Source organism: Pedobacter anseongensis, assembly GCF_037482965.1.
GTDB lineage: Bacteria > Bacteroidota > Bacteroidia > Sphingobacteriales > Sphingobacteriaceae > Pedobacter > Pedobacter anseongensis.
The window spans coordinates 280262-298275 of the sequence record NZ_JBBHKB010000005.1 but is presented as its reverse complement, the minus strand read 5'-3'; the positions used below and the strand labels follow the sequence as shown (position 1 = coordinate 298275).

At 35.8% G+C, this 18014-nt stretch carries 18 protein-coding genes; 7 read left to right on the top strand and 11 right to left on the bottom strand.

Features of this window, described 5'->3' with window-relative positions; translation table 11 throughout:
- The first annotated feature begins 30 nt into the window (after positions 1 to 30).
- Positions 31 to 1527, top strand: a complete 1497-nt coding sequence (locus WG904_RS18260) for a sensor histidine kinase (RefSeq protein ID WP_339580787.1) — start codon at positions 31 to 33, stop codon at positions 1525 to 1527.
- Positions 1524 to 2240, top strand: coding sequence for a LytR/AlgR family response regulator transcription factor (locus tag WG904_RS18255; protein WP_339580786.1), 717 nt, complete (start codon positions 1524 to 1526; stop codon positions 2238 to 2240). The genes WG904_RS18260 and WG904_RS18255 overlap by 4 nt, the downstream gene beginning before the upstream one ends.
- Positions 2241 to 2360: 120 nt before the next feature.
- Here the strand turns inward: WG904_RS18255 and WG904_RS18250 are convergent, their stop codons facing one another.
- The 10 genes from WG904_RS18250 to WG904_RS18205 all read right to left on the bottom strand — a co-directional run bounded on the left by WG904_RS18250 (position 2361) and on the right by WG904_RS18205 (position 12363).
- Positions 2361 to 3764 carry an efflux transporter outer membrane subunit gene (locus WG904_RS18250; protein ID WP_339580785.1) on the bottom strand — a complete coding sequence of 468 codons (1404 nt, stop codon included), beginning with the start codon at positions 3762 to 3764 and terminating at the stop codon, positions 2361 to 2363.
- A 10-nt stretch (positions 3765 to 3774) separates the two neighbouring features.
- The gene (locus tag WG904_RS18245) at positions 3775 to 6951 is read right to left on the bottom strand and encodes an efflux RND transporter permease subunit (protein WP_339580784.1); all 3177 of its coding nucleotides are present in this window, start codon (positions 6949 to 6951) and stop codon (positions 3775 to 3777) included.
- A 33-nt stretch (positions 6952 to 6984) separates the two neighbouring features.
- Positions 6985 to 8154, bottom strand: a complete 1170-nt coding sequence (locus tag WG904_RS18240) for an efflux RND transporter periplasmic adaptor subunit (RefSeq protein ID WP_339580783.1) — start codon at positions 8152 to 8154, stop codon at positions 6985 to 6987.
- 40 nt (positions 8155 to 8194) lie between these two features.
- Positions 8195 to 8779, bottom strand: coding sequence for a TetR/AcrR family transcriptional regulator (locus WG904_RS18235; protein ID WP_339580782.1), 585 nt, complete (start codon positions 8777 to 8779; stop codon positions 8195 to 8197).
- 296 nt (positions 8780 to 9075) lie between these two features.
- A complete protein-coding gene (locus tag WG904_RS18230; RefSeq protein ID WP_339580781.1) occupies positions 9076 to 10113 on the bottom strand; it encodes a WD40/YVTN/BNR-like repeat-containing protein in 1038 nt (345 codons plus the stop codon).
- Positions 10110 to 10547: a DUF2147 domain-containing protein gene (locus WG904_RS18225; protein ID WP_339580780.1), complete on the bottom strand. Its 438-nt coding sequence runs from the start codon at positions 10545 to 10547 to the stop codon at positions 10110 to 10112. Before WG904_RS18225 ends, WG904_RS18230 begins: the two co-directional genes overlap by 4 nt.
- A 22-nt stretch (positions 10548 to 10569) precedes the next feature.
- A complete protein-coding gene (locus WG904_RS18220; RefSeq protein WP_339580779.1) occupies positions 10570 to 10815 on the bottom strand; it encodes a hypothetical protein in 246 nt (81 codons plus the stop codon).
- A gap of 3 nt (positions 10816 to 10818) precedes the next feature.
- A complete protein-coding gene (locus WG904_RS18215) occupies positions 10819 to 11349 on the bottom strand; it encodes an SRPBCC family protein (protein ID WP_339580778.1) in 531 nt (176 codons plus the stop codon).
- A 5-nt stretch (positions 11350 to 11354) separates the two neighbouring features.
- Positions 11355 to 11867: a DinB family protein gene (locus tag WG904_RS18210; RefSeq protein WP_339580777.1), complete on the bottom strand. Its 513-nt coding sequence runs from the start codon at positions 11865 to 11867 to the stop codon at positions 11355 to 11357.
- Between the two features lies 1 nt (position 11868).
- Entirely contained in the window at positions 11869 to 12363 is a 495-nt protein-coding gene (locus WG904_RS18205; RefSeq protein ID WP_339580776.1) for a DinB family protein, read from the bottom strand.
- A gap of 116 nt (positions 12364 to 12479) precedes the next feature.
- Here WG904_RS18205 and WG904_RS18200 point away from each other — a divergent pair, with 116 nt between their 5' ends.
- The 5 genes from WG904_RS18200 to WG904_RS18180 all read left to right on the top strand — a co-directional run bounded on the left by WG904_RS18200 (position 12480) and on the right by WG904_RS18180 (position 15885).
- Positions 12480 to 13451 carry a GlxA family transcriptional regulator gene (locus tag WG904_RS18200; protein ID WP_339580775.1) on the top strand — a complete coding sequence of 324 codons (972 nt, stop codon included), beginning with the start codon at positions 12480 to 12482 and terminating at the stop codon, positions 13449 to 13451.
- A gap of 280 nt (positions 13452 to 13731) precedes the next feature.
- Entirely contained in the window at positions 13732 to 14325 is a 594-nt protein-coding gene (locus WG904_RS18195; protein ID WP_339580774.1) for a hypothetical protein, read from the top strand.
- Between the two features lie 218 nt (positions 14326 to 14543).
- The gene (locus WG904_RS18190) at positions 14544 to 14915 is read left to right on the top strand and encodes a hypothetical protein (RefSeq protein WP_339580773.1); all 372 of its coding nucleotides are present in this window, start codon (positions 14544 to 14546) and stop codon (positions 14913 to 14915) included.
- 212 nt (positions 14916 to 15127) lie between these two features.
- Positions 15128 to 15523, top strand: a complete 396-nt coding sequence (locus WG904_RS18185) for a VOC family protein (protein ID WP_339580772.1) — start codon at positions 15128 to 15130, stop codon at positions 15521 to 15523.
- Positions 15511 to 15885 (top strand): DUF2200 domain-containing protein, encoded by a 375-nt coding sequence (locus tag WG904_RS18180; protein ID WP_339580771.1) that lies wholly within the window; start codon positions 15511 to 15513, stop codon positions 15883 to 15885. The genes WG904_RS18185 and WG904_RS18180 overlap by 13 nt, the downstream gene beginning before the upstream one ends.
- A gap of 12 nt (positions 15886 to 15897) precedes the next feature.
- Here the strand turns inward: WG904_RS18180 and WG904_RS18175 are convergent, their stop codons facing one another.
- Positions 15898 to 17880, bottom strand: a complete 1983-nt coding sequence (locus WG904_RS18175; RefSeq protein WP_339580770.1) for a glycoside hydrolase family 97 protein — start codon at positions 17878 to 17880, stop codon at positions 15898 to 15900.
- Positions 17881 to 18014: the final 134 nt, after the last annotated feature.

Sequence of the window (18014 nt, the reverse complement as noted above, 5' to 3'; positions counted from 1 at the left end):
TAAAATCCATTTTCTTTAAGCTTAAATTAGATGACAAAAGCACGCCGAACGGGAACTTCTTACCTTAAGCACCAAGAGTTTATACTTTTTTTGGGATTAACGCTGTGGTTGTCTATTTTCCATATCACTGAAGCCAAAACTTTAGCATGGTCTGATTATTTGAATTGTGTACTTATTTTGGTTTTTAATCAGCTTCCAGCTTTAGCTTTTGTGTACAATAAGACTTATTTTAAAGAGAATTTAACTCCACGATATTATCTTATCTATTGGGCCAGTTGTTTTTTATTGATGCAGGCTTTTTTTACTACTATTTGCATACTATTAGCACCCAAAAACTATGATTCTTCCCTATTTATTACAGCTGCTATATCAACAATAGCACTCGAATTGTTATTAAAGATCAACTCTTATTATCAAAAAAAAATAAAGGATGCCAAATGGTTGAAGAAAATAGGCTTAGAGAATTCGGTATTAATCAGCTTAATCTTAATTTCTCTTGTGATAGCTGCTATGGGGACCTCGAGTTTGAACAATCCCATGTACCACAAAAAAGAACAATTATTAATAGGTTTCGAATTTAGCTTAACGAAAATAGTGGCCAATTTTGGAACATTTTTACTTTTTTTTATTCAGTTTTTATTGATGTATCTCTGTGGCTACCTCTTTTTTATCCTTAACAACCGCATATTGGTTTCTCATGTCTTAAAGCGAAAAGGCTTAATTTTATATATTCTGAGTGTGCTTGCTACCGTTGTAATTTTATATCCAATAATTGCACAGATATTAATTTCATTACCCATTAATAAAACGTTAGGAAGAGCTATTTTTTCAAGCAATGCTTTCGATTTAGAAAATGCATTTGGAGTAATTGGGATCATGTTATTTAGCCTACCCGTGGTATTGGCGATGCAATGGGGCAAGCAAAATACACATATATTGTCGCTGGAAATGGAAAAATCGCAAACAGAGCTCGACTTACTGAAACAACAACTCAATCCACATTTCTTTTTTAATACCTTAAATAATCTTTACGGACTTAGTTTACAGCGGTCTGATCAAACATCGGATAGCATTTTGCGGTTATCAGACTTGATGCGCTACACCATTTACAAAGGGCAACAAGATCGCGTATTTTTATTAGAAGAACTTAACTATATTGAGGATTATATCCAATTGCAACAAATTCGGCTTAAAAAGCAGTTAAATTTTCGCTTTGAAAAAAATATTGGCGACGAAAATCTACAAATAGCTCCTCTTTTGCTAATTGTATTGATAGAAAATGCATTTAAACATGGTATTGAGCCAGCCGAGAATGAAGCTTTTTTAAACCTATACTTAACATCTGATGACAAAAAAATATATTTTAGCTGCGAGAATTCTATTGAGGATGAAGCCACAACTAAGATTAGTGGTATTGGTTTAGCTAACTTAAAGAAAAGGCTAGCTTTGGTTTATCCAAAAACTTCAAGTTTAAAAATAAACCTTCACCCAAATCGATATACCGCAGAATTAGAAATTATTACATGAGTTTACGCTGTTTAATTATCGACGATGAACCCTTAGCACATGATGTAATCTTAGCACATCTTGAAGATATTCCTTTTTTAGCTTGCGTGGGGCAGTGTTATCGTGCAACGGATGCACTAGATTTTTTAAGCAAGACCGAAGTAGACCTTATCTTTCTTGACATTCGAATGCCAAAATTAAGTGGATTAGACTTTATCAAAACCCTTACGCATAAGCCGATCATCATCATTACTTCGGCGTTCGAAGAATATGCATTAGAAAGCTTTGATCTCGATGTGTGTGATTATTTGCTTAAACCTTTTCGTTTCGATCGACTATTAAAAGCTGCAAACCGAGCTTTAACAATTTATCAACTCAAAAATCAAATAAAATCGGTAATTCCAGATAGTGTTCAAATTGAAGATGAGTATATTACCATTAAAGCAGATAAAAAGCAGATTATTGTTAACTTAAACGAAATATTTTATCTTGAAAGTTTAGGAAATTACGTAAAAGTATGGAAAGATAAGGAGTTTTTACTCACCCCACGAACCTTAACGAGTTTTGAAGAGCAATTGCCCGCAGTACAATTTGTTCGTATCCACAAATCGTTTATCCTCCACAAAAGGTTCGTGAATTATTTAGAAGGAAATATGATTATTCTCAAAAATGGAACGAAATTAAATATCGGAAAAAACTATAAAGGAAACATTAAACTTTTAACCACCTCGTAATAATCATTCTAGGCTTATTGATAAGCAATACGTCTTACAAAAACTCCCTATCTCGTAAAGCGTATAATGAAATTCGTAACCTGTTATGCCCGCATTACAGGTTGCATTTAAGCTGATCTTTTATTTCCAGCCACCTCCTAAAGCTCTATACAAATTAACCACTGCCTGCAATTTCTGTAATTGATCGCCCACCCCACTTAGTTGCGCTGCAAGTAAACTTTGTTCTGAAGTTAATACATCGGTGTAATTTGTTGCCGAGCTGTAACGTAATAACTCCTGGGTAAAATCTACCGCTTTGGTTAAGGAAGCGATCTGCTTGGCTCTAGTTTCTTGTTTCTCAACTGCCGTTTGATAACTGTATAATGCATTAGAAACCTCTGAACCACTAGTGATTAGCACTTGTTGAAAAGCAAAAAACGCGATTTGTTGTTGAGCTAAGGATGTTTTTAAGCGTGCTTTATTTTGTCCTTTTGCAAAGATTGGCTGAGTTAACCCACCAATCAAATTGTAAAAAACAGATTGATTAAAAAAATCTTTTAATTGTAAAGTAGATAAACCACCACTTGCAGTTAAAGTTAAAGCCGGATAAAAATAGGCCTTAGCTACATTTGTGTTTTCGAATGCGGCTTTAAATGCAAATTCTGCAGCCTGTACATCCGGGCGGTTTTGCAAAAGTTGAGCAGACACACCCGTTTTTAAATTGGTATAGGCTACTTGCTGATCTATTGAAGAACGATTGATAGCAGCAGGGGCGTTTGCCAATAAAATACTTAATACATGTTCGGTTTCTCTAATGTTTCTTTTTAAATCGGGAACACTAACCTCTGCAGCATATAAATTCGCTTCGCTTTGCACCACCGCCGCTCCGGTTACTTTAGCTCCTTCTTTTAAAGCTTTCATCGCTTCAACATTACTTTTTCTTGATTTTATCGTTTGTAATGTAATCGCCAACTGCTTATCTAAAGCCAATAGGCTGTAATAGGTATTGGCAATATTGGCAATTAACTGCGTTTGCACTGCACGTTTAGCGGCGTCACTTTGCAATAAACTTGCATAGGCAGAGCGTTTTGCGCTGCTTAGTTTGCCCCAAATATCGGCCTCCCAGCTAGTGCTTAACTGTGCCCTATAGGTTTGTGTTTCTAGGTTAATGTTTAACCCAGCGGGAAAATTCTGAGCAGCACGCGATTGTTTGGCATCAGTTACCGATACATCACCTTGTAAACTAGGTAAAAATGAAGCACGACTTTGTTGTAAAGTGGCTTCTGCAATTTTAATACGTTCAATTGCCTGCTTTAAGTCTAAATTTTGCGCCAAACCTGTTTCAATTAACGATTGCAGTGTTGGATCGGTAAATAAATTTCTCCAAGGTAAATCTGCAATGGTTGTGGTATCTGTTGTGGTTTGATTTCTATATAAGTGTGTGGCATTGGCCGTCGGACCATTGTATTTTTGATTGATACACGCACTAAAAGTTAGTGTAACAAAACCGAAAATTAAAACTGATAATTTATTTCTGAATAACATAAATTTTATATTAGTGTTCACGTTCATCAACTGTTGGAAATGCCAAATCTATTTGCTCAGCATGAACATCTTCGTTAAATGGCGATTTACTGCTTACTTTTTCTTGTAAGGTTTGGAAAATGATAAACAATGCAGGGATTACAAAAATTCCGAAAATCGTTCCAATTAACATCCCCCCTACGGCACCCGTACCAATCGATTTATTACCTGCAGCACCTACCCCACTAGAAAGCATCAATGGCAATAGGCCCAAAATAAAGGCAAAAGAGGTCATTAAAATTGGGCGTAAACGTGCGGTTGCACCTTGGATGGCTGCATCTGCTATACCCATACCTTTTCGTCTGCGATCTACCGCGTACTCTACGATTAAAATCGCATTCTTCGCCAATAAGCCAACCAACATAATTAAAGTGATCTGTGTATAAATGTTATTATCAACACCGAATAATTTATCGAAAATAAACACACCCGCCAATCCGATAGGAAGCGATATTAATACCGCTAATGGTAAGATATAACTTTCATATTGCGCACAAAGCAAGAAATACACAAAAACTACGCACAGTAAGAAAATAAGGATGGTCTGATTGCCTCCCGCCATTTCTTCTCGAGATAAGCCCGAAAACTCATAGCCATAACCTAATGGCAAATGTTTTGCTGCTTCTTCTTGTACAGCTTTTAAGGCATCACCTGAGCTAAAACCAGCCTTTGGTGCACCTGTTACTGCTATCGAAGTATACAGGTTAAAACGAGAGATGGCTTGCGGTCCATATACCCGTTGAAGGGTAATAAATTCGCTAATAGGCGCCATGCTGCCACTCGCATTACGCACATAAATACCATTCAAACTTTGCTCGTTTGCACGATATTGAGCATCGGCCTGATACATTACCCTATATTGCTTTCCGAATTTATTAAAGTTGGATGCATATACACCACCATAATACCCTTGCATTACGTTTAACACTTCATTTACGGTAAGGCCAGCTTGTTTTACTTTGGCTACATTTACATCAATTTGATATTGTGGAAAATTAGGATTAAACGAGGTTGATGCATATTGAATTTCAGGGCGTTTACTTAAAGCCCCCAAAAATGCAGTTCCCACTTCGTTAAACTTACGAATATCACCCCCGGTTTTATCTTGTAGTTGAAATTCGAAGCCACCACTAGAACCAAACCCTTGGATGGTGGGTGGTGCGAAGAAAATTATTTTCGCCCCTTTAATTTTAGCAGTTTTAGCAAATAATTCGCCTATGATTACTTTCACATCACGTTTACGCTCATTCCAAGGAACTAGCCGAGAGATTACCATTCCATACGAGCTTCCCGAACCACTGATCATACTGCGACCAACTATCCTAAGCGAGTTTTTTATTTCAGGAATTTCGTGAACAATTTGGTCGATCTGTTTGATAACAATAGCGGTTTGTTCTTGTGAAGTTCCAGCGGGCAAGGAAATATCAGACATGATCGTACCCATATCTTCGTTCGGAACAAAGCCTTTAGGGGTAGTATTCATGGTCCAAATAAGCAAACCAACAAAGGCAAAAATACCAGCAATAGCTACCCATTTTTTCCGTGATAAAAAACTAACCGATCTTTTGTAACGGTTGGTCATTAAGTCGAAAGCCGTGTTAAAGCCAATGTAAAAACGTTCTATAAAACTTTTAGGTTTCCCATCGTCATCTGCATGTGGTTTTAAGAATAAAGCACATAAAGCTGGACTTAAGGTTAGCGCATTCACAGCTGATAATATAATTGCAATCGCTAAGGTTAAACCAAATTGCTTATAAAATACACCCGACGAACCTTGAATAAAACTAACTGGGATAAATACAGCGGCCATTACCAGGGTAATCGAAATAATTGCCCCACTAATCTCGTCCATGGCATCGAGTGTGGCTTTTTTAGCCGACGTATAACCATGGTCTAGTTTAGCATGTACGGCCTCGACGACTACAATAGCATCATCTACCACAATACCAATGGCAAGCACCAGAGCAAAGAGTGTTAATAAGTTAATGGTAAAACCAAATAAGCTTAAGAAGAAAAATGTACCAATAATAGCCACTGGAACAGAAATAGCAGGGATTAAGGTCGACCTAAAATCTTGCAAGAAGATAAACACTACAATAAATACCAGAATAAATGCTTCGATTAAGGTATGAAGCACTTTTTCAATTGAAGCATCCAAGAAATCATTGATATTGATCAGGGTCATGTAATGCACTCCTTTTGGAAAGGTTTTCGACGATTGATCTAGGGCTGCAATGGCGCCATCAATAACCTCTTTGGCATTAGAACCCGCTGTTTGAGCAATGGCGATACCCAAAGCTGGTTTACCGTTAAATCGTACAGAACTTGCATAACTTTGGGCACCTAATTCTATTCTAGCGATATCTTTTAACCTTAAAATTTGTCCATTTGACCCCGTTTTTATAATAATATTGCTAAACTCTGTCTCATTTTTTAAGCGACCAGAGTACTTTAGGGTGTACTGAAAAGCTTGATCCCCTTGCTCACCAAGTTGGCCCGGGGCGGCTTCAATATTTTGTTCGGCTAAAGCAACACTTACATCATTTGGAACTAGGCCATACGTTGCCATTACATCGGGTTTTAACCAAAGACGCATGGTGTAATCCATCAATCCGAATGCACTTGCATCCCCTACTCCATTTATACGTTTAATTTGAGGAATGATATTGATGTTTGCATAATTCTGTAAAAATTTCTGATCGTATGAGGGGTCGTCACTATAAATACCAAAAATAAGTACGTTACTCGATTGTCTTTTAGCCGTAACCACACCCGAACGTGTAACCTCTGCCGGTAATAAACTACTGGCTCTGGCTACACGGTTTTGAACATTTACTGCTGCCAAATCGGCATTGGTACCCAGCTTAAAATTTACGGTTATGGTTGCCGTTCCGTCGTTACTAGCAGACGAAGTCATGTAAGTCATGTTCTCTACCCCATTAATCTGCTCTTCGAGTGGGATAACTACACTATTCATCACCACATCGGCATTTGCGCCTTGATAAGAAGCACTTACTTGAACGGTTGGAGGGGCAATTTCAGGATATTGGGAAACGGGAAGTGTAACTAGACCAAGTATACCGAGTATCACGATGATAATGGAGATAACGGTTGATAATACAGGCCGTTCTATAAATTTTTTGAACATAATTTTAATTTATGATTTGCTTTAACAGGAAGCTTATTTTTTTAGTTCAGCGTATACCGAATCGGTTTTTTGCTCTTGTGGTTTAATCTTTATGCCGTCTTTTAGGGATTGGAAACCTTCCAAGACCACTTTATCACCAACTTTTAATCCGCCAGTAACCACATAGAACTTACCTTTTGGAATTTCCATGATCTGGATTTCTGTATTAATTACCTTTGCCGAGTCGCCCAAAATGTACACAAATTTCTTTCCTTGAAGATCGATGGTTGAATTTTGTGGAACAAGAATTACATTTTCGATATGTTGGGGGATACGAACTTGGGCACTTGCACCATTTTTTAACTGAAATAATGGATTTGGAAAAGTAGCTCTAAGGCTAACGGATCCCGTAACTTTATTGATCTGACTGTTAATAGATTCGATTTTACCTTTCTGTGCATAAATTGACCCATCGGCCAATACCAAGCCAACTGCTGGAATATTCTTCATTTGTTCATGAAGCGTTTTACCTTTGTACATCGTTGAAAAATCTAACAATTGCTTTTCGTTTAACGAAAAATAAGCGTAAACTTTTGATGTATTGGAAACAGTAGTTAAAGGTTGTGCACTTGTTCCACTTACTAAGCTTCCCGTTTTAAAGGGAATAGCACCTACAACACCCTCAACCGGACTGGTAATTCTAGTATAGCCTAAATTTACCTTTGCGTTAACCAATGTTGCTTTAGCTTGAGCAAGCATTGCCTTTTTACTTTGCAAGGTTAATTGTGCCGATTCAAGTTCGTATTTACTGATGATGTCTTTCTCTACTAGTGGCTTTGTTTTATTCACTTGCAACTGAGCAGCATTTACATCTGCCTCGGCGCTACTTATGGCAGCATTCGCTGTTCTCACCAACTGCTCATATTGAGGAGCGTTGATTGCAAATAACAATTGTCCTTTTTTAACCACCGCACCTTCGTCTACATAAATTTTTTCGATAAAGCCATCTACCTTTGGGCGGATATCTACATTCTGAATACCTTCTATGGTTGCAGGATAATCTGAATCGAGTGTAGTTGATTGGGTACTTACTTCAAAAACCGGATAAGGTTGAGGTTCGCTTGCTGCAGCCGCTGCTTGAGCTGCTTTCTCATCTTTTCCGCCACATGAGGCTAAAACGACGCTTAAAAGTAAGGCAATGAAAAGTTGGGTAATCGATTTCATGTGTATCTTGAGTTTATTTGTGTGTTTAGTTTAATTTATTTTATTGATAGACCATTTCAAAAATGAGCTGCTTTCTTTCCTGCATTAGTTTAAGGTACTCGGCATCATTAATGCTGTAGAGCGATTTATTCAAGCAATTCGTAATCAGCGGATAAGCCATTAAAGCAAAAAGATTCATAACAAATTGCCGAGGATCCATTTTCTTTATTTTTCCCTTTTCCATTTCGGCACTAATCTCTTTTAAAAATTGCTTTATTCGATTTTTCTTTTCTTCTGGAACAGATTTATCGCTACGGTTAAGTTCAGTAACTACGTACATTTCACGGTAAGGAAATTTCATGGCTTGATCCATAAAAACAGTAATCAATTGTTTAACTTTTTCCTTAAACTCAAGTTCTGCAGTAAACACTGAATCCAATTCGGCCGATATTTCGGCTCTTGCTTCGGTGGCAACCTGCTCAAATAAAATATCTCTCGACCTGAAATAGTAATTGAGTAATGTCCTATTCACACCTGCAGCATCGGCAATATCTTGCGTAGTTGCATGTAATTTTCCCTCCGAAAAAAAGATTTGCTTTGCTGTATCTTTAATTAATTGCTCGGTTCCTGTATCTCTCTGCGCCATTTACAATTATGTTTAACATTTTTGTTAAACAACAAATGTAAGTGTATGTTTTACAATAAGACATTTCTATCAAAAATGTAGCTGATTTATGACAGGAAATTGACTTGGTTTTTTACCACCGTGTTGTTTTTGTTCTTAACATCTCAGGCAGCTTAGAAAATCCTAGGCTATTTGTAAAATATTTTTTAACCATTAAAATTAAGAATTAAGGCTTAACTTCTCAATGGCTTTATATTAGTGCAATTGCTACAACGTGTAAAATTAGCTAAACTTAGCTGTATTGGCTGGTGAAAAAATTACTCAACTGGCAGTACCAGCTGATAGATATTTCCCCTGTTTCCAGTTAATAGCACTAAATTGCCTGTTTTTGCTTTTTGAACGGCATTGAAATTTAAAGTCGAAATATTCGTCCAATTTTGGCCTCCATCTTCCGAAAAATCAGTACCAGAGCTCCCTGTTGCCACCCAAAGCAATCCATTAATATGTTCTACAGCCGATCTGTAACCGAGTACAGGTGTTACTGGCTTGGTCCACGTTTTTCCACCATCTTTAGTGAGAAGAATATTATTTGTACTTTCTTTATCTTTTAAGTAATTACCACCTACGGCAATCCCTGTTTTTGAATCTAAAAATCCAATTGAAAACGGACCTGTGCTACTTTCGCCTTGAATGATTGGGCAAGGATAAACTTTCCATTTCTTACCAAAATTTGACGAATAATAAATATTTGATGCTTTTCCTCCGCTTGCAATCCATACCTTTCCGTCGTTGCTTGTTCTAATGGTAGTACCACTTGCCGCAAAACCCGCCTCTCCCACCGCTAATGCTTTCTTTAGATGATCTGAAATATTCTTCCAGGTTAACCCACCATCACTAGTTTTTAGCAGTTGCATTTTATTGTTGATGGGGTCTCCAAAAATAATTCCTTCATTTCTGTTCCAAAATCCCATCCCGTCCAAGAAAATAAGTGAATCGGTATTTTTATAGGTTTCCTTCCAACTTTTTCCGCCATCGTTAGTTAATAATATATATGCTGGAGAACCGGCATTTACAATTATCGCATTTTGGTCGTCAAATGCCTCAATATCTCTGAAATCCAATTTCTCATACCCTTTTGGCTGTGTCCATGCCCAAGTTATACCGCCGTCAACTGTTTTTCCCACCTGTCCGTTGCTTCCGCTTACCCAAGCTACCTGGTTAGACACAACAGAAACGCCACGCATACTTGTGTTTTTTCCAGTAGTAAGTTTTTTTAAGCTGAGATTTTTTGAAGAATATTGCTGAGCAAACCCAATTAAAGGGAATAGTAATGCGAATAGAAATAGCTTTTTCATTTTACTTTTTTCCAGGTTTCAGATCTACCAATTAGCGATATCCCAATATAGCCTCTAACATTGAGTTGACCATTTTCTTTAATTGATAAATTACAGGAGTAGGTTTTTCCAGTTTTAGGGTCGTAAATGGTACCGTCGGTCCATCTTCCATCTTCAAAAACAAAGTCTTTTAATATTTCCAGCCCTAAAATCGGCTTCGTTTGTAAGGCATGGTTTGGATTTTTAGAATCAACCTTAGGTTTTCCTTTCTCGTCGTTTGGTTCTTTAATCCACGATAATTTGCCAAAATACTTATCTGCGCGTTTGTAAATCTCGATCTGGCCTTCGCCAGTAGCGCTGAGCCACTTTCCAATTACAGCATCCTTATTTTGGGCAAAGGCAGTTACCGAATAAAAAACTAGAAACAGAAAAAAAGATAATTTTCTTTGCAACATGCTATAAAGTTAACAATCTTGCTTAGAAAATAAAACTCCTAGGCTGAAAATCATGAGCCAAGATGCTAGCATCAAATCCATGTGCGGCAACAATAGCGATAATGTCTACTGCAGCTACAAATCCGTCTAAGCAGTTAATCCTAAGAATTTTATCGCAATCATCAAGTGCAAAATTTGCCTGATAATTTGAGAAATTTTCATGAATATGATTAAGAATTAGCTGTGCATCTAAGGCATCATTTACATTCGTTTTAAACACTTCTACCATATTTTAGCTTTCTAAAATCCGTTTCAAATTATCGAGGCTTGTACTTAAGTCTCTTCCAAGCAAATTATCAATAAATAGATTAAATAAATTCATAGGATAACTGTTTCGTCCTTCCATCGTCCATTTAACATTGGTTTTAGCTTTACCGACCGCAGTGGTATGCATATACGTTTGTCCGACATTCTTAAATGGTTTTTCGAACCTTAATTCAAAGTTAATACTACCATTCTCTACAATTTTTTTAATTTCTTGTTCACCTTTTCCGGCTTGCTTATTTCCTTCCCAAATACTGGTAAATCCCTCTGTTCCATCTATGCCTTTATATTCAATTTTTACATTGGGATCTTGCAGTACCCACTTGTTATACTTCTCTTGGTTTCGCATATATCTTATGTAATCGAAAACCTCATCACTTGGTTTATTGATAACTATTTCTCTTTGAATGAAATATTTTTTCTTCACCACAAGTGCTAAAAAAAGCAGAAAAGCCACAAATACAGCTAAAAATAACAGAATACTTAAAACTATGTTCATATGAGTTAATTGTGTTTCAAAAATCGGTGAATTTCAGTCAATTGATGCGTATGGCGTTGGGTATGAAAAATAATAAAGTATACCGATTCCAATCCTGTGATCAAGCCGAGAGAGGGAAACTGAAAACCCAAACAGGTTCTTGAAAGATCTTCCTTTTCAATGGCCCGTTTAATTTCAGCAGATACGTGTTGTATTTTTGTCAATTGCTCATCAAGGTCATAGTCTTTTAGTGTTGGTTTAATAAAATCTGGTGATTTCATTTTTGTCTGGAAGTTTAAAAAAATATCTTTTAACGTAGGAATAAACTTATCGATAGGTCTATTCGTTTCTTCAGTTTTTCCAGTTAATACAGATGGGAAATTTTCTATAGACAATAGAATGTGCTGTACTACTTGGGCCGGAGTCCAACTTTCTTCAAATGGAATTGTATTGAAATCCTCATTGTTAAATAGGGTGATTGTATTTTCTAGGGAAGAAAATGTTTTTTCAAATTCAGTTAGTATTGCTTGCTTATCCATATTACATATATTTCATTGCTTCATAACCTAATAATCTACGCCATAAGGCAATTTGGCCGATGCAGTTGGCCTCCCTGTACATTTGAAAAGAAATCATATCGTACAGCGGAAAGCTCATTCCAGGAAACTCAAGTACCTTGTCTAGCTCTTGATCTGTTGCCCTTAACAACTGTGCTTTTAAAATTGGGGAAATGGCTTTCCAATCTTTTTTAAAAGAATCGAGAGAAGGATAGGTAGTATTTTCCTGAATCCCCTTATGCTCTTTAAAAAGTTCATTTGAGGTCGATTTTAGATCTAGCCCTAATAAATTAGCCAATTCATAACGTTCTTGAACCAAACTACCAGCAAGCCACGCTATATGGTTAGCTTTAGTATGAAGGCGATTTGTCGAATCTTCCTCTGAAATCCCCTCTAAAACGTTATCAAAAAATGGAGTATGCATATCGAATAAATCGATTAAGGCATACAATCTCTTACTTACTAGTTCTTCTTTCATTTTATCTATTTAATTACTCTAAGTTAAGATAATTCAATGTTAAAATGAATGCTATTAAAGTCAACTATAGGGGGCATTTGCGACAAATTTCTTATCTTTAATTAAGATTTAAAAAAATGCAGAAAAACATTGCGGTATTATTAACCAAAGATTACAAATTATTAAGCGTTGCCGCTATTTTAGAAGTTTTTGAAACCGTTAATAAATTTTACGCAAACGATAAAAAAGAAATCCCTTTTAATATTAGCGTAATTGCTTCGACAGATTTATTAAGAAACACAAAGGAGATTTATGGCTATAAGTTAACATCAGTAGATACGGACGAGATCTTAGACTTAGTTTTAATTCCTGCATTTACTACAGATAATATGCCACAGACCTTGCAAAAAAATGCGATATATATTCCCTACTTCACAAAACACTATGCAAAGGGTGCAAGTATTGCAACAGTTTGTACAGGTGCATTTTTGCTTGCTGCAAGTGGCTTATTAAAGGGAAAAATCGCTACTACACATGTCGATGCCTGTACTAACTTTGCAGCTGCATTTCCTGAAGTGCGATTACGGGCAGATAAAACCGTTACACAAGATGGAAGATTATATACTAGTGGCGGAGCTACTTCTTCGTTCCATCTTCTTTTACATATCATTCATGAATTTTGTGGCAGTCAAATAGCCATTAAAACCGCTAAGATCTTTGCAATTGACATGGATCGAGATAAGCAAACCTATTTTAGTACCTTTCAGCCTTCCAAAAACCATAATGATCACTTAGTAGCATCGGCACAAGAAAAAATCGAAAACAATTATCACGATACCGCTACTATAGACGAGTTAATAAAAGATATCCCATCTAGCCGAAGAAATATTGTTAGACGATTTAAGGAGATTACAGGTGTAACCCTCATCAAATATTTACAACAAACGCGAATTGAAGCGGCTAAAAAATTATTAGAACGCACTTCACATCAAATGAACGAAGTTATTTTCCAATCGGGATATAGCGACCCTAAAGCGTTTAGAAAGATTTTTAAAAAAAATGTAGGAATGACGCCTTCCCAGTATCGTGATAAATTTCAGGTCCGCTAAAAATCTAATTTATATTATTAATTAAATAGTTGCTTTAATGTGAGTGGAACTCTTTTCTCGTTTTCCCAGAGGTGGGGAATTTGTTGCACATTTATTTTTTTTCATTCCTAAAAAACTTGATTATACAACTAGTTAATAAAATAATTAGGAAACCAAAAATTAGTTAAAATAGCTATAAATGCCATTTTATTACTCCAGAACACGAAAGGAAATTCATACCAAGTGTTGATGGCATTCTCTTTGTCTAATGTACATCATCACATATTAATTATTCCTTATTATGAAACACATATTCACATTAATTTTTACATTAAGCATTTTCTCAGCATCGGCTCAATATACAGCCTCTCTTCAAAAATCTGAAGATAAAAAAAATATTTGTGCCGAAAGAGGACACAGTGTAACCTACACAAAATCATCAACGTCACGCAAACCCTATACCATCGATACCAAAGACAGCACAGTTACAGTTTATCCTGTTTCAAATGCAACTACAGGAAAATGTTCTAGATGTGGCGCTGAAATCGAGAGTTATGAGAAAGACATACGTGTTACTACGTGGAGAAGAGCAGAAAATGCACCTGTAACGCGTAATCCTATTATTGATGATACCAACTGGGGTATTAATGAGCAACGCTCGATAACTAACTCTTTTAAATCAAATAATCTTAATGAAATTAAAAAAGTAGCAACGCTTAGAAATGATACACTTTTTATCCATAAACGCATTGCCCCATTTTCTTCGCTAAAAGAACAAGTTAATACCGTAACAACTGTATACTATAAGAACAAACCACTAGTATTTAAAACAGCAATATTTGATGAGGCTGCGGTTTATAGCGATAGAATTAAAAAAGGATTTGAGATTTTTTAATAAGAGTATACGTTTTAATTTACCGAGAAGGCTTCCAAGTATATGGAGGTCTTTTTTTATGGAAAGCAGACTAATAATGCATCTATCCTTTATAATTCTTTTGTATATTTACGTAAACCTGTACACTCATGAGAGCTCATCAATTAATTATTACAATTTCATTCATAACAAGTACCTTAATCTTTGGTTGTCAACAAGAAAAACCTAAAGAAAAGGTAATGGACAAGACAAAAACCGTTTGTTACCAATCCATTTCAGGAAACGATACCGCATGGTTATCGATAGATACTTCGAAAAAAATTATCAATGGAATCCTCACTTTTAATTATGTCGATAAAAAAGAAAAATATGAAGGTCAGTTTAAAGGCGAAATGTATGGAGATACCCTACGTGGGCATTACGATTTTAAAATTAACAAGGCCGAACGTTGGAACCGCAATCCAGTAGCCTTCTTAAAAAAAGAAGGCAAGTTAACGATGGGCGTTGGACAATTTATGCTAATTATGGGTTCTGCACACTTCGATAATCGAGTACCGATCGACTATGAAAAGGGGAGATTTACGTTTGAGGTAGCCAACTGCAAAAACTAAATCTTTCTGCAATACTTTCACTTCTTGAGAAAAAGCCGTCCTTGTGGCGCCAAGTGCCCCCATTCCAATTTCACCCACGAAAAAAGTAACTTGAGGATGAACTTTAAGTTTATAAAAAGGAAGATTGAATGGATATTGAAGAAAGTTCACCATTCGAAATCATACATTAATCTTTGATAATTTTTAGTAAATTTAACCTCAAAACCAATCATATGGAAGATAAAACAGATAATACACCAAAAGTAACAGGAATTGGTGGCATTTTTTTTTATTCAGAAAATCTGAAAGAAACGAAAGAATGGTACACCAAAAATTTAGGTATTGAAATTAACGATTGGGGCTCTTCTAGTTTTGATTCACGAAATATTAATAATCCGGACGAAATCGACACGCTTCAATGGTGCGCATTCAAAAAAGGAGATGCTTATTTCTCGCCGTCTAAAAAAGAATTTATGGTTAACTATCGCGTCCAACATATCGAACAACTGGTAAATAACCTTAAAGAAAATGGAGTAACTGTACTCGACGAAATTGCAACATACGACTATGGGAAATTTGTACATATTATGGATGCAGAGGGTAATAAAATAGAATTATGGGAGCCTTAACAGATACAAGCAAACACGACGACCGTATTGCAAAGATGATATTCGGCTCGGTTTATCCTCACTACGTTAAAAAAGTAGAAACAAAAGGCAGAACCATTGCAGAATTGCATCAATTAATTGAGTGGTTAACTGGATTTGACGAAAAAAAATTACAAGAACTGATCGAACAGCGTGTTACTTTCGAAACTTTTTTTGAACAAGCTACCTTACATCCCAATGCTCATCTCATTACTGGGATAATTTGTGGTTACCGAGTAGAAGAAATTAAAAATCCTTTAACGCAAAAATTAAGGTATCTAGATAAGATAATTGATGAGTTAGCAAAAGGAAGGAAAATGGAGAAGATATTACGTACAGTATAATTAAAGAGTTCTTTATTCCTTAACCAGTCTCATTACTTGTCCACCCCCTTTTTCTAAATCAATTGTAATTACATCGGCTTTGCTTACGGTTTTTAAAGTTTTAACTAAAGCATTTGGGTCTTGAGTGGTTTGAAATCCATCACTATACAATTCTGCTTTATAGTTTCCTGCCGGAAGAAATGCTAATGAAATTTTCAAATTCCTTGCTATACTATTATTAATAGTGCCTATATACCAATCGTTCCCTTTTCTTCGAGCTACTGTTAAAAACCCACCAACTTCAGCATTTAGCACTTTGGTTTCATCCCATGATGTAGGCACATTTTGTATAAAATCAAAACCAGGTTGACCCTCATAAGCCTCTGGGTAATCGGCCACCATGGTTAAATAACTTTCTAAAACGACATACATTGCGAGCATATGCGTACGGGTATTTACCATTAAAGGCCTTATATAATGTGTTTTAAATTCTTCCGGTTTTACTGCTCTAAAGCCACCTAGATGATAATCGGTAGCGCCCGCCAATAACCTTGTAAATGCAATATCCAAGTCGTGTTCTGGTGTAATACCCGTTTTACGCCATTTATTTTGTTCATAATTCCATGTGCCTTCTCGGGTAAATTCATTTGGATATGTTCTACTTAGACCTGTTGGTTTATAGGCACCGTGAAATTGTATAAATAGATGATGGTTTGCAGCTTTCTGTAAAATTTCTTCTTGAATATTAACCATTTCCTGATCGTCTCTATCTAAAAAATCAACCATCATACCTTTTATACCCCACTTTTCAAATTGCGTGAAAGCTGCTTCAAGTTGTGGATACAACGCTTTCCAATTTACCCAAACATGAATGGCAACCCCTTTACTTTTGGCATAATCACAAATCTTTTTCATATCTAAAGAAGCAATTGTTTTAGTAACATCCGAATAGGTTCCTTGGTGACCATAATTTGGCCAATCGTTTGGATACCAAGCAAAACCACCATAACCAATTACCGAGTGATATTCGATATTATTTTTTGCGCAAAAGTCTATGTAATACTTATTGGTCTCGAAATTCGCCCCAGGAACAAACGAGGTGTCAGGAACTACATCTCCATTCCACCAATGAAAGGATGTTTTACCAGGTTTTAACCACGAAGTGTCTTTTATTCTTGAAGGATCATTTAAACTTGTTAAAATATTGGATTCGATTAAAGCACCTACCCTATTGCTAATTAACAGTACTCGCCATGGGGTTTGATGAGGAAGAATAGCTTTAACTTTAATTTCTTGTTGTCCTGGCAAAGGCGATAACTCACTTTTTAACCCAAGACCCGACTTAACTAAATACATTCCTGCATAATTCCTCAAATTCGCTTCAGTAATTGCCATAAAGACCTTGTTTGGGTATTCAAACAAAGCGGGCATATCCATCAATTCCTTTGAAACAAAGTCATTTAGTGTAGTTTTATTATATAAACCTTCGTGACTATTATTGGTATTCTTAAATAATAAAGATGTTATTTTAGGGTTTTGGCTTAAATTAAAATGGCTTTTTTCTTCAGTTAAAATGTAAGAATCCCAATTCGATTGTTTTGGAAATTCATAACGAAATGCCAATCCATCATTAAAAGCTCTAACCACTAAATTGATGGTTTTTCCATTTTCCTTTTTCTCAATTAAAGGAATAATTACCTGTTTATATTGATAATGAACTGTTTTAGTTTTACCTACTACTAAATCATAATTTTCATCAGCCTGCGAAAATACTGCTTTAGGTTGTTTTAGATTTGCACCGAAAACTCCAGATTCTTTAAAATTAAAACCAAGTTCAGAATAGTTTATCAACGCTGTGCCCTCATAGCTTACTTGATAAAGCGGCATTTTTGGTGTGAGCTTAAAGGAAAATAAAATTTTCCCATCGGGAGATTTAAGTGTTATAACTTTTTGTGCCCAAGTTGGAAAAGTAGCACTTAAACAAATAAAAACAAAAATTCTGCTTATCGATTTCATTTATTATATTTTGGTTAGGATAATAAAACCTAAACTTATAAAATAATTATGAAAGCTTACGTATACTTTCATTTATACTTACAATCAATAAGAATAAAAATAATATGAAACTATTTATAACAGTATCCTCGATT

Bases quoted from the DNA above. Each gene is read 5' to 3' on its own strand.
- WG904_RS18260 (WP_339580787.1), top strand. From the start codon at position 31: ATGACAAAAGCACGCCGAACGGGAACTTCTTACCTTAAGCACCAAGAG.
- WG904_RS18255 (WP_339580786.1), top strand. From the start codon at position 1,524: ATGAGTTTACGCTGTTTAATTATCGACGATGAACCCTTAGCACATGAT.
- WG904_RS18250 (WP_339580785.1), bottom strand. From the start codon at position 3,764: ATGTTATTCAGAAATAAATTATCAGTTTTAATTTTCGGTTTTGTTACA.
- WG904_RS18245 (WP_339580784.1), bottom strand. From the start codon at position 6,951: ATGTTCAAAAAATTTATAGAACGGCCTGTATTATCAACCGTTATCTCC.
- WG904_RS18240 (WP_339580783.1), bottom strand. From the start codon at position 8,154: ATGAAATCGATTACCCAACTTTTCATTGCCTTACTTTTAAGCGTCGTT.
- WG904_RS18235 (WP_339580782.1), bottom strand. From the start codon at position 8,779: ATGGCGCAGAGAGATACAGGAACCGAGCAATTAATTAAAGATACAGCA.
- WG904_RS18230 (WP_339580781.1), bottom strand. From the start codon at position 10,113: ATGAAAAAGCTATTTCTATTCGCATTACTATTCCCTTTAATTGGGTTT.
- WG904_RS18225 (WP_339580780.1), bottom strand. From the start codon at position 10,547: ATGTTGCAAAGAAAATTATCTTTTTTTCTGTTTCTAGTTTTTTATTCG.
- WG904_RS18220 (WP_339580779.1), bottom strand. From the start codon at position 10,815: ATGGTAGAAGTGTTTAAAACGAATGTAAATGATGCCTTAGATGCACAG.
- WG904_RS18215 (WP_339580778.1), bottom strand. From the start codon at position 11,349: ATGAACATAGTTTTAAGTATTCTGTTATTTTTAGCTGTATTTGTGGCT.
- WG904_RS18210 (WP_339580777.1), bottom strand. From the start codon at position 11,867: ATGGATAAGCAAGCAATACTAACTGAATTTGAAAAAACATTTTCTTCC.
- WG904_RS18205 (WP_339580776.1), bottom strand. From the start codon at position 12,363: ATGAAAGAAGAACTAGTAAGTAAGAGATTGTATGCCTTAATCGATTTA.
- WG904_RS18200 (WP_339580775.1), top strand. From the start codon at position 12,480: ATGCAGAAAAACATTGCGGTATTATTAACCAAAGATTACAAATTATTA.
- WG904_RS18195 (WP_339580774.1), top strand. From the start codon at position 13,732: ATGAAACACATATTCACATTAATTTTTACATTAAGCATTTTCTCAGCA.
- WG904_RS18190 (WP_339580773.1), top strand. From the start codon at position 14,544: ATGGACAAGACAAAAACCGTTTGTTACCAATCCATTTCAGGAAACGAT.
- WG904_RS18185 (WP_339580772.1), top strand. From the start codon at position 15,128: ATGGAAGATAAAACAGATAATACACCAAAAGTAACAGGAATTGGTGGC.
- WG904_RS18180 (WP_339580771.1), top strand. From the start codon at position 15,511: ATGGGAGCCTTAACAGATACAAGCAAACACGACGACCGTATTGCAAAG.
- WG904_RS18175 (WP_339580770.1), bottom strand. From the start codon at position 17,880: ATGAAATCGATAAGCAGAATTTTTGTTTTTATTTGTTTAAGTGCTACT.